The organism is Luteipulveratus flavus (assembly GCF_029439465.1).
In the GTDB taxonomy this organism is placed as follows: domain Bacteria; phylum Actinomycetota; class Actinomycetes; order Actinomycetales; family Dermatophilaceae; genus Luteipulveratus; species Luteipulveratus flavus.
In genome coordinates this window covers 93,558-107,316 of record NZ_JAROAV010000031.1, presented here as the reverse complement: position 1 = coordinate 107,316, position 13,759 = coordinate 93,558, and the positions used below count along the sequence as shown (strand labels likewise).

General features: G+C 71.8%; 11 protein-coding genes and 1 tRNA gene. 7 read left to right on the top strand and 5 right to left on the bottom strand.

Going from position 1 to position 13,759, the window contains the following annotated elements:
* Nucleotides 1-41 precede the first annotated feature (41 nt).
* The 4 genes from P4R38_RS12450 (at nt 42) to P4R38_RS12435 (ending at nt 4,920) form a co-directional block, all read left to right on the top strand.
* Nucleotides 42-2,708, top strand: coding sequence for an ATP-binding cassette domain-containing protein (locus P4R38_RS12450; RefSeq protein ID WP_277192406.1), 2,667 nt, complete (start codon nt 42-44; stop codon nt 2,706-2,708).
* Between the two features lie 141 nt (nt 2,709-2,849).
* The gene (locus P4R38_RS12445; protein WP_277192405.1) at nt 2,850-3,590 is read left to right on the top strand and encodes an ABC transporter ATP-binding protein; all 741 of its coding nucleotides are present in this window, start codon (nt 2,850-2,852) and stop codon (nt 3,588-3,590) included.
* A complete protein-coding gene (locus P4R38_RS12440) occupies nt 3,587-4,321 on the top strand; it encodes an ABC transporter permease (RefSeq protein ID WP_277192404.1) in 735 nt (244 codons plus the stop codon). The genes P4R38_RS12445 and P4R38_RS12440 overlap by 4 nt, the downstream gene beginning before the upstream one ends.
* Nucleotides 4,318-4,920 (top strand): TetR/AcrR family transcriptional regulator, encoded by a 603-nt coding sequence (locus tag P4R38_RS12435; RefSeq protein ID WP_277192403.1) that lies wholly within the window; start codon nt 4,318-4,320, stop codon nt 4,918-4,920. The genes P4R38_RS12440 and P4R38_RS12435 overlap by 4 nt, the downstream gene beginning before the upstream one ends.
* Nucleotides 4,921-5,010: 90 nt before the next feature.
* Here the strand turns inward: P4R38_RS12435 and P4R38_RS12430 are convergent.
* Nucleotides 5,011-5,087: transfer RNA gene (locus P4R38_RS12430), tRNA-Met, on the bottom strand.
* A 55-nt stretch (nt 5,088-5,142) separates the two neighbouring features.
* On the bottom strand, nt 5,143-8,241 hold the full coding sequence (locus tag P4R38_RS12425) for a UPF0182 family membrane protein (RefSeq protein WP_277192402.1): 3,099 nt from the start codon (nt 8,239-8,241) through the stop codon (nt 5,143-5,145).
* 168 nt (nt 8,242-8,409) lie between these two features.
* Between P4R38_RS12425 and P4R38_RS12420 the strand changes: the two genes are divergently transcribed.
* On the top strand, nt 8,410-8,901 hold the full coding sequence (locus tag P4R38_RS12420; RefSeq protein ID WP_277192469.1) for a PPA1309 family protein: 492 nt from the start codon (nt 8,410-8,412) through the stop codon (nt 8,899-8,901).
* Nucleotides 8,902-8,943: 42 nt separating this feature from the next.
* Here the strand turns inward: P4R38_RS12420 and P4R38_RS12415 are convergent, their stop codons facing one another.
* Genes P4R38_RS12415 through P4R38_RS12405 form a run of 3 tightly spaced genes read right to left on the bottom strand, consistent with a single transcriptional unit; the run spans nt 8,944 to nt 11,554 of the window.
* The gene (locus P4R38_RS12415) at nt 8,944-10,047 is read right to left on the bottom strand and encodes a YlbL family protein (RefSeq protein WP_275238368.1); all 1,104 of its coding nucleotides are present in this window, start codon (nt 10,045-10,047) and stop codon (nt 8,944-8,946) included.
* Nucleotides 10,044-10,490: a molybdenum cofactor biosynthesis protein MoaE gene (locus tag P4R38_RS12410; RefSeq protein WP_275238367.1), complete on the bottom strand. Its 447-nt coding sequence runs from the start codon at nt 10,488-10,490 to the stop codon at nt 10,044-10,046. The genes P4R38_RS12415 and P4R38_RS12410 overlap by 4 nt, the downstream gene beginning before the upstream one ends.
* Nucleotides 10,487-11,554 (bottom strand): NAD(P)H-binding protein, encoded by a 1,068-nt coding sequence (locus P4R38_RS12405; RefSeq protein WP_277192401.1) that lies wholly within the window; start codon nt 11,552-11,554, stop codon nt 10,487-10,489. Before P4R38_RS12405 ends, P4R38_RS12410 begins: the two co-directional genes overlap by 4 nt.
* Nucleotides 11,555-11,690: 136 nt before the next feature.
* Between P4R38_RS12405 and P4R38_RS12400 the strand changes: the two genes are divergently transcribed.
* Both P4R38_RS12400 and P4R38_RS12395 read left to right on the top strand, forming a co-directional pair.
* Nucleotides 11,691-13,181: a zinc-dependent metalloprotease gene (locus P4R38_RS12400; RefSeq protein ID WP_275238365.1), complete on the top strand. Its 1,491-nt coding sequence runs from the start codon at nt 11,691-11,693 to the stop codon at nt 13,179-13,181.
* Nucleotides 13,178-13,753: an NUDIX hydrolase gene (locus tag P4R38_RS12395; RefSeq protein ID WP_275238364.1), complete on the top strand. Its 576-nt coding sequence runs from the start codon at nt 13,178-13,180 to the stop codon at nt 13,751-13,753. The genes P4R38_RS12400 and P4R38_RS12395 overlap by 4 nt, the downstream gene beginning before the upstream one ends.
* The last annotated feature ends 6 nt before the right edge of the window (nt 13,754-13,759 follow it).

The window sequence follows — 13,759 nt, the reverse complement described above, 5'->3', positions numbered from 1 at the left end:
TGCTGCCGACCGGACGCCCGCGACCTGATCACGGAGAGCTCATGACGACACCGCCCACGGGCCCGCCCGATCTTCGGCTGGTCTTCGACGGCCGGCCACACCCGGTACGCCCGGGCCAGACCGCGGTCATCGGCCGCGACCTCGGATGTGAGCTCACGGTCGCCGACGCGCGCGCGTCGCGGCGCCACGCCCAGGTCCACTTCGACGGTCGTGCCTGGGTCCTGACCGATCTCGGCAGCTCCAACGGCACCTATCTCGCGGGCCAGCGGCTGGCGACCCGTTCCTCGGTGCCGCTCACCGGCGACACCGCCGTACGGCTCGGCGCGGTCGACGGACCCGAGATCGAGATCCGGATCGACACCGCCCCCGCGTCGGCGACCGGCGCACCCCCAGCGGGTCAGCGGCTGCCCAGGCCCGCGACGGGTCCGACCGCCCACCGCACGCCCTCGGCTCCCATGCCCTCCGCCTCCCAGCCCGCAGCCGCCCGGCCCTCCGCCTCCCAGCCAGCAGCCGCGCGGCCGGCCGCGGCGCAGGCCGCGTACGCACCGGCAGGCGGCTCGCCGGCCGGCCCGGCGCAGTCCGCGGAAGCCCGGTCGTCCCGGCTCAGCCAGCCGCTCCCCCAGCGCAAGGCCGGCCTGCTCCCGACCAGCCCGTCGCACACCGGCGTCGTCTTCGACCGGTGGTCGCTGCCGAGCGGTCCGCTGGCGACCCGGACGCCGTCCGGGCGTGCCACCGTCACCGGCGCCGTACCCCAGGTCCTCTCGGTGCCGGAGCCCCAGCGAGGCGTGGGCGCCGGTTTCACGATCGGTCGCGGCCTGGAGAACCAGATCGTCGTCGACGACCTGCTCGCCTCCCGCCAGCACGTCCGGCTCGTGCCCCGGCCCGGCGGGTTCGACGTGCACGACCTCGACAGCCGCAACGGGACGTACGTCAACGGTCGCCGTGTCCAGCACGCGGGCCTGGCCGAGGGCGATCTGCTCGCCGTCGGGCACAGCCGGTTCACCGTCCGGCACGGCCAGCTCGTGGCCAGCGTCGACGAGGGCGACGTCAACTTCGTCGCGAACCACCTGACCTTCACCCTCGAGTCGGGCAAGGTCCTGCTCGACGACGTCTCCTTCGCGCTGGAGGGCTCCAGCCTGCTCGCGGTCGTCGGTCCGTCCGGCGCCGGCAAGTCCACCCTGCTCAAGGCGCTCACCGGCTCCCAGCAGGCCACGTCCGGCGAGGTCTACTACGACGGACGAGACCTCTACGACAACTACCAGGACCTGCGGCACCGCATCGGCGTGGTTCCTCAGGACGACGTCGTTCACCGGCAGCTGACCGTCAAGCAGGCCCTGCGCTTCGCGGCGGAGCTGCGCTTCCCGGACGACCTGGACAAGCACCTGCGCGAGCAGCGGGTGGATGAGGTCATGCACGAGCTCGACCTGACCAACCACGCCGACACCCGCGTCGACAAGCTCTCCGGCGGTCAGCGCAAGCGCACGTCCGTGGCGCTGGAGCTGCTGACCCGGCCCTCGCTGCTGTTCCTGGACGAGCCGACCTCGGGCCTGGACCCGGGCCTGGACAAGCAGGTCATGCACACGCTGCGCGGGCTCGCCGACGGCGGTCGCACGGTCGTCGTCATCACCCACTCGGTCGCCAACCTGGGCGTCTGCGACAAGGTGCTGCTCCTCGCTCCGGGCGGCAAGGTGGCCTACTTCGGTCCGCCGAACGAGATGCTGTCCTTCTTCGCCGCGAGCGACCACGCGGACGTGTTCACCGCGGTTTCCCGCGACGCCGAGGGCGCCAAGCAGCGGTTCCAGCACTCCCCGCTGATGCAGGAGCAGGTCGAGGCGCCACTGCGAGCGCCACGCCCGTTCCAGCCGGGACCGCCCGAGAAGCCACCGCGTCAGCAGTCGATCCCCTCGCAGCTGTCGACCCTGGCCCGCCGTCACCTGCGGGTGATCCTCGCCGACAAGGGTTACGCGCTCTTCATGCTGCTGCTGCCGATGGTGCTGGCCGTGCTGACCATGGTCGTGCCCGGCAAGTCCGGCCTCGGCATGCCGATCCCACCCCAGCTGCGGACCACCGAGGCCATGCAGCTGCTCGTCGTGCTCATCGTCGGGGCGATCTTCATGGGGACGGCGGCCAGCGTGCGCGAGCTCGTCGGCGAACGCGCGATCTTCCTGCGGGAGAAGGCCGTCGGGCTCTCACCCCAGGCGTACCTGTGGGGCAAGATGACGATCTTCGGCGTCCTGACCCTGATCCAGAGCATCATCATGGTGCTGCTGGTCCTGCTGGTGAAGCCGGGTCCGCAGGACGCCATCCTGCTCGGCTCGCCGACCGCCGAGCTCGTCGTCACGTGCTGGTTCACCGCGTTCGCAGCGGTCGCGCTCGGTCTGGTGATGTCGTCGTTCGTGAAGACGTCGGAGCAGGTGATGCCGCTGCTGGTCGTCTCGGTGATGGCCCAGTTGGTCTTCTGCGGCGGCCTGTTCCCGGTCAACGGGCGGCCCGTCCTGGAGCAGCTGTCCTGGATCACCCCCGCCCGTTGGGGGTACGCGGGTACGGCCGCGACGTCGGACCTGAGCGCGATCTGGCCGAAGGCCGACGACCCCCTCTGGCAGCACGAGCCCACCTACCTGCTGCTGGCGCTCGGGATGCTCGTCGTCATCGCGCTGGCGTTCTCGTTCGTGACGCTCTGGCGGCTGGGCCGTAAGGCCGACGCCTGACCCGACCCCGCGAGCGGCCACGCCCCACCACCTGACAGCACTGTCCGGTCCCCTCCCGGGGGCCGGACAGTGCGCGTTCGGCGACCGGGCCGCCACCTGGAGGTATTGACAACGGACGGCCATGAGGTCGATATTCATCACATGATGAATTCAACACCTGATGAGGCGGCGGTGTCCGTCGACGGGTTGAGCGTCGACCGGGGCGGCCATCCCGTGCTGCGCGACCTCGACTTCGCCGTACCGACCGGAGCTGTCGTCGGCCTGATGGGCCCGTCGGGCTGCGGGAAGACGACCCTCATGCGCACCCTGGTCGGCGTGCAGCGGATCACCTCCGGCACCGCCCGGGTCCTCGGGCACATCCCCGGCGCACCCACGCTGCGGTCGCGGATCGGGTACGTCACGCAGGCCGTCAGCGTCTACCGCGACCTCACCGTCGAGCAGAACGTCGCGTACTTCGCGACCCTGGCCGCAGCCCCTCGCAGCAGCGCTCGGGAGGCCATCGACACCGTAGGGCTGGGCGCGTACGCCGACCGCCGCGTCGACCGGCTGTCCGGCGGCCAGGCGAGCCGGGCCTCGCTGGCCTGCGCCCTGGTCGGCTCTCCCGAGCTGCTCGTCCTCGACGAGCCGACCGTCGGGCTCGACCCGCTCACCCGCGAGGAGCTGTGGACCTCGATGCGCGCACTCGCCGAGAACGGCGTCACGCTGCTGGTGTCCAGCCACGTCATGGACGAGGCGTCCCGGTGCGACAGCGTCCTGCTGATGCGCGACGGCCGGCTCCTCGCGCACGAGCCGCCGCAGGAGCTCATCCGCAGCACGGGTACCGACTCGATGGACGAGGCCTTCCTGGCTCTCATCCGCACGCAGCAGGAGGTCGCCGCATGAACCCTCGCATCGCTCTCGCCACCGCCGGGCGCAACCTGCAGCAGCTGCGGGCGGACCCGCGCACCATCGGCCTCATCGTCGCCGTGCCCACCTTGCTGCTCACGCTGCTCTCCTTCGTCTACGACGGCAGCGCGCGCTTCACCGGCATCGCGGTCGCCATGCTGGGGATCCTGCCGATGCTGGTGATGTTCCTGATCACGTCGGTCGCCATGCTGCGCGAACGCACCACCGGCACGCTGGAACGGCTGCTCACCACTCCCCTGCACCGCGCCGACCTGCTGGCGGGGTACGGCGCAGCGTTCGCGCTGGCGGCGCTGGTCCAGGCGGCCGTGCTCGTCGCGGTCAGCGTGTGGTTCCTCGACGTGCAGACGGCCGGCCCGGTGCTGTGGGTGCTGGTCGTCGCCGTCTTCGCCGCCGCGGTCGGTGTCGCGACCGGTCTGCTGGCCAGTGCGTTCGCGCGCACCGAGTTCCAGGCGGTGCAGTTCATGCCCCTGTTCGTCGGGCCGCAGGTGTTCCTGTGCGGCCTGCTCGCCCCGCGCGACTCGATGCCGCAGCTGCTGCAGTGGATCTCCGACTGCCTGCCCATGACGTACGCCGTCGACGCGCTGAGGTCGATCGCGGAACAGCAGGACCCGTCCGGCGACGTGCTGAAGGACGTGGGCGTGCTCGCCGCGTTCGCCGTGGGTGCGCTCGTGCTGGCTGCTCTGTCCATGCCCAGGAAGACGCGATGAGCGCAGCGGTCCGTCGCAGCGGTCGCCCGAGCGGCCCGTCCGACACCCGCGTCCGCATCCTCGACTCGGCCCGAGAGCTGTTCAGTACCAAGGGCTTCGAGCAGACGTCGATGCGAGCGGTCGCGGCGGCTGCGGGTGTCGACGCGGCTCTCATCAGCCACTACTTCGGGAGCAAGCGCGGGCTCTTCCTGGAGGTGGTCGCGCTGCCGGTCGACCCCGAGGTCGTCCTCGCACCGCTCGTCGAGGCGTCGGTCGAGGAGCTGGGAGCGACGCTGCTGCGGCAGATCGCCACCACCTGGGACTCCTCCGCCGGCCCGGCAGCCGTCGCGGCGTTCCGTACGGTGATGGCCGGTGGCGAGGAGGCGATGCTGCGCGAGTTCCTGCTCGGCATCGTCCTCGCGCCGCTGCGCGAACGGCTGCGCGGCACGGTCGACGACCTCGACCTGCGTCTCAGCCTGGTGGCCACCCAGGTGGCCGGCCTGCTGGTCGTCCGCAAGGTCGTCCAGGTGGAACCCCTCGCGTCCCTGCCTGTCGAGGACGTCGTCCGCATGGTCGGCCCGACAGTCCAGCGCTACCTGACCGGCGACCTTCGCAGCTGAGTCGCGGCCGTCGTCCGGGCTGCCTCGTCGGACTGGCGGAATGACGAAGGCCCGGACCACATGGTCCGGGCCTTCGTCCGCCTGACGCGTTGGTAGCGGGGGCAGGATTTGAACCTGCGACCTCCGGGTTATGAGCCCGGCGAGCTACCGAGCTGCTCCACCCCGCGTCGGTGAACCCAACAGTACGGGACCGGGCGCCGAGTGCCAAATCGAGCCGGCGACCTACTTCGACGAGGGTGACGGCGTGGTCGACGGCGTCGGCGTCACCGTCACCGAACCGCCCGACGGGTTGGCCTTGACCGCGCGGTCGATCGCCGCCTTCAGCTTCTTCTGCGCCTGGTCGTACGCCGTGAAGTCGCCCCGCTTGAGCGCCTGCTGGCCCTCGTTGTAGGCGTCCTGGATGTCCTTGACCGCCTGCTGCTGAGGGTTGAGCGTCCCCGACGGACCAGGCGTCGGAGGCGCACTGGAGGAACCGCTCGGCGAGGGTGACGGACTCGGCGAGGGTGACGGCGACGTCCCCGGTGGCGTCGTCGGTGTCGTCCCCGCGTCTCCGGCGGACGCGCCCGAGTTGCCGCCGAACAGCTGGTCGAGCGCGCCGTCCAGCGTGCCGGACCACGCGAGCTTGTTGCCGAAGGCCGTGACGACGTACCGCTGCAGCGGGTAGGACGTCTCGCCCTGGGCCTGGACGTAGATCGGCTCGACGTACAGCAGACCGCCGCCGACCGGCAGGGTGAGCAGGTTGCCGAGCGCGACGGTCGAGCCCTGCTGGCGGTTCAGCGCGAGCGTCTGCGACAGCGTCTGCTCGAAGCCCGTGCTGCGGACCGGAGAAGACTCGATGTCGTTCTGGAACTGGCCGGGGCCGCGGATGGTCGATGCACGTGGCATCTCCAGCAACCGGATGGTGCCGTACCCCGCGCGTTTCTTCCCGGTCTCACCCCCCGCGTCTGCATCGACGGCCATGAAGCCGGACAGGTTCTGGCGCGAGCCTGCAGGGATGAACGTGGTCGTCAGCGAGAACGCCGGCGCGGGCTGGCCCGGCATCGCGACGGACAGGTAGTACGGCGGCGTGACCGGGCCCTGCGCGACGCCGCTCGCGGTCGTCGTGCGCGCCTGCGTCGGGTCCGTCGGCACCTGCCAGGCATCGTTGCCCTGGTAGAACGCGCTCGGGTCGGTGACGTGGTAGCGGGCGAGCAGCTCCCGCTGCACCTTGAACAGGTCCTCCGGGTAGCGCAGGTGGCTCATCAGCGTGCCGTTGACCTGGGACAGCGGCTTCACGGTGTTGCCGAACGCCTTCGACCACGCCTTCAGCACCGGGTCCTGGTCGTCCCACGCGTACAGGTCGACCGAGCCGTCGTACGCGTCGACGGTCGCCTTGACCGAGTTGCGGATGTAGTTGACCTGACCGCCCTCGACCGCGCGGACGTTCTGGGACCGGTTGGTCAGCGAGTCGGAGGTGACGTCGCCGATCGAGGCCAGCTGGGAGTACGGGTAGCGCGCGCTGGTCGTGTAGCCGTCGACGACCCACTTGATCCGCCCGTTGACCACGACCGGGTAGGCGTTGCCGTCCAGCGTCAGCCACGGCGCCACGCGCTGGACGCGCTCGCGCGGCTCGCGGTGGTCCAGCAGGCGCGACCGGTCGTTCACGACGTCGGACAGCATGATGTTGTACTGCCGGTACTTGATGGCGTAGGCCAGCTTGCGCGCGGTGGAGCCGACGTTGACGCCGCCGCTCCCCCGATAGGTGTTCTTGGTCTCGCCGCCGGCCGCCTCGTTGGGGTAGTCCAGCTCCCGGGGCGCGCTGCCCGGTGCGCCGCCGACGATCGAGTACGTCGGCGAGGACTCCCCGAAGTAGATGCGCGGCTCGTACTTCCCGAGCTCACCCACCGGCGGGATGCTGCGCTCGAAGAACTGCGGCTCGCCCTCGGCGGTGCGCTTGTTGCCGTACGCCGCGACGAGGCCGAAGCCATGGGTGTAGACCGAGTGCTGGTTGACCCAGTTGCGCTGCCCCGCGGGGATACCGCTGAGGTCGAGCTCGCGCGCCGCGATGACGGTGTCGCGGGTCTGACCGCCGATGTCGTACCGGTCGACGTCCAGGGCGTCCGGGAACTGGTAGTAGTTCACCCGTCCCTGCAGCTGGCGGTAGGTGGGCGAGACGACCGAGGGGTCGACGATCCGGATGCCCGGGACGGTCGCGGCGTCCTCACGCAGCTGCCCGGCCGAGACGTCCGTCTTCGGCTGGTAGTTCTGCGACTTCGTGCTCGACAGGGCGTACGCCGTGCGCGTCGCGTCGATGTTGCGCTTGATGTACGGGGCCTCACGGGTCTGCTCGGACGGCCGCACGCTGAAGTTCTGCACCAGCGCCGGGTAGATGCCGCCGATCAGCACGGCGCACACCACCAGCAGACCGGTGCCGAGCAGCGGCAGCCGCCAGGTCCGGGTCCAGATCGTGGAGACGAACAGCGCGGCGCACAGCAGCGCCGCGATGGCCAGGATCGCCTTCGTGGGCAGCACTGCGTGCTGGTCGGTGTACCCGATGCCGGTGAACAGCCGGCCCTTGCTGGTCGTCAGGTCGTACCGGTCCAGCCAGTACGCGAGCGCCCGCAGCAGCACGATGCCCGCGAGCAGGAGCGACAGGTGGACGCGCGCCGCGTCCGTCGTGCGAGGACCCTTGCCCTGCAACGCGATCCCGCCGTAGACGTAGTGCGTCAGGACCGCGGCCACGAGCGAGAGCACCAGGGCCATCGTCAGGAAGCCGACCAGGAAGCCCAGCAGGGGCAGCGTGAAGACGTAGAAGCCGATGTCGAGGTGGAACTGGGGGTCCTTGACACCGAACGACTGGCGGTTGAGCCACAGCAGCGGGAGCTTCCACTGCGCCTGTGCCGCCACACCGGCGAACAGGCCGAACACGATCGGGACGGCGACGAAGGCGACCCGCCGGAAGGGGTCGAGCATCTCGCGGTAGCGGTCGAGGTTGTCCTGCTCCGGCGTCGACGGCGCGTAGATCGGCCGGCTCCGGTGCGCGACCACGAGACTGAGCGCGATGAGAGCGCCCGTGATCGCCCCGCCGATCAGGAACATCAGAATCTTGGCGGTCAGCTCCGTCCGGAACACCGAGGAGTAGCCCACGCTGTCGTACCAGAGCTTCTCGGTCCACAGGTTCGACCACAGCAGCGCGACGACGACGACGCCGACCACGGCGGCCAGGGCCGACGCCAGCGGCGAACGCCGGGATCGCAGGGCGCCCGGCACCCGAGGCCCGCGCGCGAAAGGGGATCGGCCGCGGCGGCCGCCGTCACCGTCGAAGTCGTCCGTCGAGCTCACCGAGATCCGCTCTCTCCAGGGGTGGCCAGGGGCCCCTAACCTAACCCGCCGACCTGGGTCCACCGGCGGCAGACCCGCCCGAGCGTCTGCGGGACGGGCGCTCCCGTGGGGCACGATGGCCCCGTGACGTCATCTGAGCCGCCCCTCCGCCCGGTCCTCACCCCCCTGATGAGCTGTGCCGTGGACACCGAACGCCACGTGGCAGGCGCGGGTTGGGACCAGCCGCCCAGGCTGTTCGCGATCGCCCGCAACGCCGACATCGCCCGCCGCGAGCCCGCCCTGGCGGACCAGCTCGCCGGGGTCGACCCGGACGCGTACAGCACCATCGAGCAGGAGGGCATGCCCCCGACCTCGTCGCTGGAGTCGATGCTCGGCCGGCTCGCGTGGCCCGAGGAGGTGGACGGCGTCGCCCTCGCGATCGAGCGGATCGTGGTGCCGCCGGAGGCCGAGCGCGACCTGCCCGAGAACCCCGAGGAGGCGAGCGAGGCCCTCGCCGCGCACCCCGAGCGCGAGGACGTCCGACTGCTGGTCGCCGTGCTCCGCGACGGCGAGGCGGTCTGTCTGCTGCGCCAGCGCAGCAACGACTCCGACGACAAGGTCGCCATCGGCAAGGACATCGCCCCCGGGCTCGTCGAGGCGCTGCGCGCGACGCTCAGCTGACCGCGGCGACCCGGCCGGGCGCGACAGCGCGCACGGCCGGGGTCAGCCGCAGGACGGGAGTCCGGACGTCTGCCCCTTGGCCACCTTCTCGACCGAGCTGCGCGCGTCCGCGAACGTCGTGACCTTGATGACGGTCATCCCGTCGGGCACGTGTCCCTTGACCTCGTTGCAGTTGTCCTTCGGCGCGAGGAAGAAGTCCGCGCCGTCGTCGCGCGCACCCACCAGCTTCTGCCGGATGCCGCCGATCGGGCCGACGGTGCCGTCGGTGTCGATCGTCCCGGTACCGGCGAACTCCTTGCCGGCGGTCAGCGGTCCGGGCGTGAGCTTGTCGTAGATCGCGAGGCTGAACATCAGACCCGCCGAGGGCCCACCGACGTCACCGGCGTTGACCTTGATCTCGACCGGGAAGTCGAACTTCGGCGCGAGCGTGATCCCGATCACCGCGCGTCCGCTCTGCGGGTCCTTCACGGTGGGCACGGCGACGGTCTGCCGGGTACCGGCGCGGGTCACGACGACCTGCACCGTGCCGCCCGCCTGCACCGAGTCCATCCGCTGGTGCACCGCGGCGAGCGTCGTCGCGGGTCGGCCGTCGATCGACTCGATGCGATCACCCGCCTTCAGCCGGCCATCGGCCGGGCGCCCCTTGCTCACCGCGCCGACGCTGACGGTCTCGCCGACCTTCTTGCCGGCGGCCCGCACGCCGACCACCTCCGCGGCCTGCTGGGAACCCACCATCTCCGCGGTGTTCTCCTGCTCGACCTGCTTGCCGGTCACGCCCTTGGGGAAGACGCGCTCCTCGGGCACGATCTGGCTGTCGTCGTCCGTCTTGGCCCGCAGCCACTGCCAGAGGCTCACCGGGTAGTTCGGGCCGCCGTACAGCGACACCGTGGTGAAGTCGAGGCGCCCCGAGGTCGGGTACGTGGGCGCGCCGCTGATCGCGATGATGTCCTGCTTGCCGGTCTTGCCGAGCGTGTCCTGCGCCGGGCCAGGGCTGAAGATCGCGTACGGCATCTTGACCATCTGGCCGACCGCCCCGATGATCACCGCGAGCACGACGACGACCAGGAGCCACGTCGTACGGCGGGAGAGGCCGCCACCGGTGGTGCGGCGCCGCTGCCCGGGCGGCGCGACCTGCTGCGTACTCATGGCAGACCCACCCACTCATCGCTCCCGTCACTGAACTGCTGGTGCTTCCAGATCGGCACCGTGCGCTTGAGAGTGTCGATCATCTCCCGGCACACCTCCAACGCGGGCCCGCGATGGGGTGCGCTGACCGCGACCACCACCGCGGTGTCACCCACCTCGAGGTGGCCGGTCCGATGGACGGCGGCCAGCGCGGTCACCTCGTCCGTCAGGACCGCCGCGGCTGCGCGACCGAGTGCGTCGACGGCGCTCGGGTGTGCGGAGTAGTCGAGTGCGGAGACCGGCTGGTCGTGATCGACCTGCCGGACGACGCCGACGAACAGCGCGATCCCGCCCGCCGCCGGGTCCTTGACCGCGGCCAGGACCTCGTCGACGGAGAGGGGCTCGTCCCGGACGTCCAGCAACCGCGCCCTGAGGTCGGTTCCTGCGATGGGCTGCTCGCTCACGCACTGCCTTTCTTCCGACGTCGGCGCACGATGGCCGCGGTGGCTCCGATCGCGACCGCCGCGCTCGCCGCGCCGATCGCCGCCCCATCCTTACGGTCGAACCTGCGAGTTGTCCCCATGCGGTGCGCCCGGGCATCGGTGAGCAACAGCTCCACGCACTCGCGGTTGTCGTGCTGCGGCTGCCAGCCCGCGTCGCGCAGCAGTTGCGCGGCGACGGCCCACGGGTGGGCGACGAAGTCCAGGTCCGTCGCCGGCGACGGGAGGGAGCCCACGCGGTGCAGCCGGTGCGCGATGCCCTGTGCAGCCGCACCGCTCAGCTCCACCGTGCGCAGACCGGACACCTCCTCCAGCTCAGACTGGGTCAGCCAGCCCTCACACGCGACGGTCACCGTCGGTCCGAGGTCCTGGTCGACGACCTGGGCGACCGCCCGGCCGAGGTCGTCGACATGGCACAGCTGCCAGGCGGGGGCCGAGTCCTTGAGTCGCAGCAGCCGCGGTGCGGCGACGTGCCGGGTGATGATCGTGTCGGTGCCGCCGACGAGGGTCGCCGGCCGCACGATGGTCGTCCGCAGCCCGGGGTGGAGTGCCGCAGCCCCCTCCAGCGCCTCCTCGGCGGCGACCAGGTCGCCGACCAGTCCGACCAGCGCCTCCGCGCGGCGGGGCGCGTCGTCCGGGAGCGGCACCGGGTTGTCCGGGAGCGCGCCGTGCACCATGGCGCTGGTCACCAGCACCAGGTGATCGACGGACGTCGCGGCGGCCGCCAGGACGAGCGTGCGCACCTCCGTGGCGATGCGGTCGCGGCGGTCGCGCTCGGCGAGCTCGGCGGCCAGGTCGTCGGGTGCGAGCACGAGGACGATCGCGCGCGCTCCGGCGAGGTGATCGGCGACGGAGGGTGCGGCCAGGTCGACGTCGGCGACGACCGCGACGCGCTCGGACGCGAGCTCGGGCTCGACCGTCCCCCCGGCCACGCCGAGCGCGCGGACGGCCACCCGGCCCGCCGGTCGGTCGGCCAGCGCGCGGACGATCGCCTCACCGGACGGGGTGCCGGCCCGCGCGACGACCACGGGAGAAGTGCGCCGAGAGCGAACGCGCCGGGCTGCGGAACTCACTACGGCCCCCTCGTGGTTATCTGGGAAGAGACGTCATCCTCTCACCGCGTGACTCGCGCGGCTCACCACCGACGTCAGAGGGAGACCCACCGTGTCCGACACCCCGCACCTGCAGCCGAGCGGCCCGGGTGACGACGAGCCCGACCTCTCCGAGATCCTGCGCGCTCTCACCGGTGGCGACCTGTCCGCCAACCCTGAGCTGGCCGACGCCCTGAAGCAGATGGGCGTCGACAACCTCGACCCCGCGATGCTGCAGATGGTCCAGGCCCAGGTCCAGGCGATGATGTCCGGCCCGAGCGACGGGTCGTTCAACGTCGCGCTCGCGACGGACGCCGCCCGCAAGACGGTCTCCGCCGCAGGCGACTCCACCGTGGGCAGCAGCACGGCCCGCGACGTCGAGCAGGTCGTCCAGGTCGCGAACCTGTGGCTGGACGAGGTCACCGACCTGCAGGCGCCTGCCGCGGGGGCACGCGCCTGGTCGCGCGCCGAGTGGGTCGAGCAGACGATGCCGGTCTGGCGCACGCTGGTGGAACCGGTGGCGGTCGGCGTCGGCACCGCGATCCGGGAGGCGATGAAGCAGCAGCTCGGCCAGCTGGGCGACGCGGACCTGTCCGCCGAGCTCGGTCTGCCACCCGGCGTCGACGCCTCGGCGCTCGTCGGTCAGATGGAGCCGATGGTGGCCCGGATGAGCAGCGCGATGTTCGGCATGCAGGTCGGCCAGGCGGTCGGTGCGCTCGCGGGCGAGCTGGTCACCGGCACCGAGGTCGGCCTCCCCCTCGTCGAGGGCAACCCCGTGGTGGTCCTCCCGGCCAACGTCGCCGCGTTCGCCGAGGGACTCGGTATCGAGGCGGGCGAGGTGCATCTCTACCTGGCGGTGCGTGAGGCCGCGCGCGCCCGGCTGTTCGACGAGGTGGCGTGGCTCGCTCCCGCTCTCCTCGCCGCCGTGCAGTCCTACGCCGGCGACATCAGCATCGACACCGAGCGCATCGAGGAGGCCCTCCGCGAGGCGGACACCTCGGACCCCGCCGCCATGCAGAGCGCGCTCCAGGGGTCGCTGTTCACGCCGGAGCCGAGCGAGGCGCAGCAGCGGGCCGTGCAGCGCATCGAGACGACCCTCGCGCTCGTCGAGGGCTGGGTCGACGTCGTCACCGAGCGGGCGACCAGCCCGCATCTGCCGCACGCCGCAGCGCTGTCGGAGGCCGTACGCCGTCGCCGCGCCGCCGGTGGTCCGGCCGAGCGGGTCTTCTCCTCGCTGGTCGGTCTGGAGCTGCGGCCCCGCCGGCTGCGCGATGCCGCCAACCTGTGGAGCGCGCTGGAGGAGGCCGCCGGCGCTCAGGAGCGCGACCGGGCCTGGGAACACCCCGACTTCGCGCCGAGCGGCGAGGACCTCGACGACCCGCTCGCCTACGTCGCACGACGGACGGCGATCGATGCCGACGAGCCCGCTCGCGACGAGATGGACGACGCGCTCGACCAGCTGCTGGCCCAGGGTCGCGCCGAGATGGACGCCGACGGCGCCGCGAGCGCCGATGACGACAACGAAGACGGTGGCTCCGGCGCCGGCGAGCGCAAGCCGGAGTGACGACCTCCATCTCCGTACCCTCCGCCTTCACCCGGCTCGACGCCGATGCCGCACGCCTGCTGACCGCCTGGGCGCCACCGGACGCGGCCCAGGCGGCGCTGCGGCAGCGGTTCCTGGAGCAGGTTCACCGTCACCCGGGCGCGACGTGGCGCCACGGGCCGGCGGAGCACCTGACCGCGAGCGCGCTGATCCTCGACGCCACGCTGGACCAGGTGCTGCTGACGCTGCACAAGAAGGCGCGCATCTGGGTCCAGGTCGGCGGCCACCTGGAGGAGACCGACCACGACGTGCACGCCGCCGCGACCCGCGAGGCCCGTGAGGAGTCGGGTATCGCCGGGCTCACGGTCCGGCCGGGGCTGGTGCAGCTGCACGAGCACGCGCTGCCGGCGGCGTTCGGCCGCTGCCGGGCCCACCTGGACCTCCGCTTCGCGGCGCGCGCGACGCCGGGTGCCGTACCTGTCGCCTCGGAGGAGTCCGAGGACCTCGCGTGGTGGCCGGTGGACGCACTTCCCGAGCGGACCGACCCCGACATGCACGAGCTCGTCGACGCAGCGCGCTCGGCCCTGGGCTGAGCCGAC

Coding starts and splice junctions, on each gene's coding strand:
- P4R38_RS12420 (WP_277192469.1), top strand. CDS start 8,410: ATGAGCTGTGCCGTGGACACCGAACGCCACGTGGCAGGCGCGGGTTGG.
- P4R38_RS12440 (WP_277192404.1), top strand. CDS start 3,587: ATGAACCCTCGCATCGCTCTCGCCACCGCCGGGCGCAACCTGCAGCAG.
- P4R38_RS12445 (WP_277192405.1), top strand. CDS start 2,850: ATGATGAATTCAACACCTGATGAGGCGGCGGTGTCCGTCGACGGGTTG.
- P4R38_RS12435 (WP_277192403.1), top strand. CDS start 4,318: ATGAGCGCAGCGGTCCGTCGCAGCGGTCGCCCGAGCGGCCCGTCCGAC.
- P4R38_RS12415 (WP_275238368.1), bottom strand. CDS start 10,047: ATGAGTACGCAGCAGGTCGCGCCGCCCGGGCAGCGGCGCCGCACCACC.
- P4R38_RS12450 (WP_277192406.1), top strand. CDS start 42: ATGACGACACCGCCCACGGGCCCGCCCGATCTTCGGCTGGTCTTCGAC.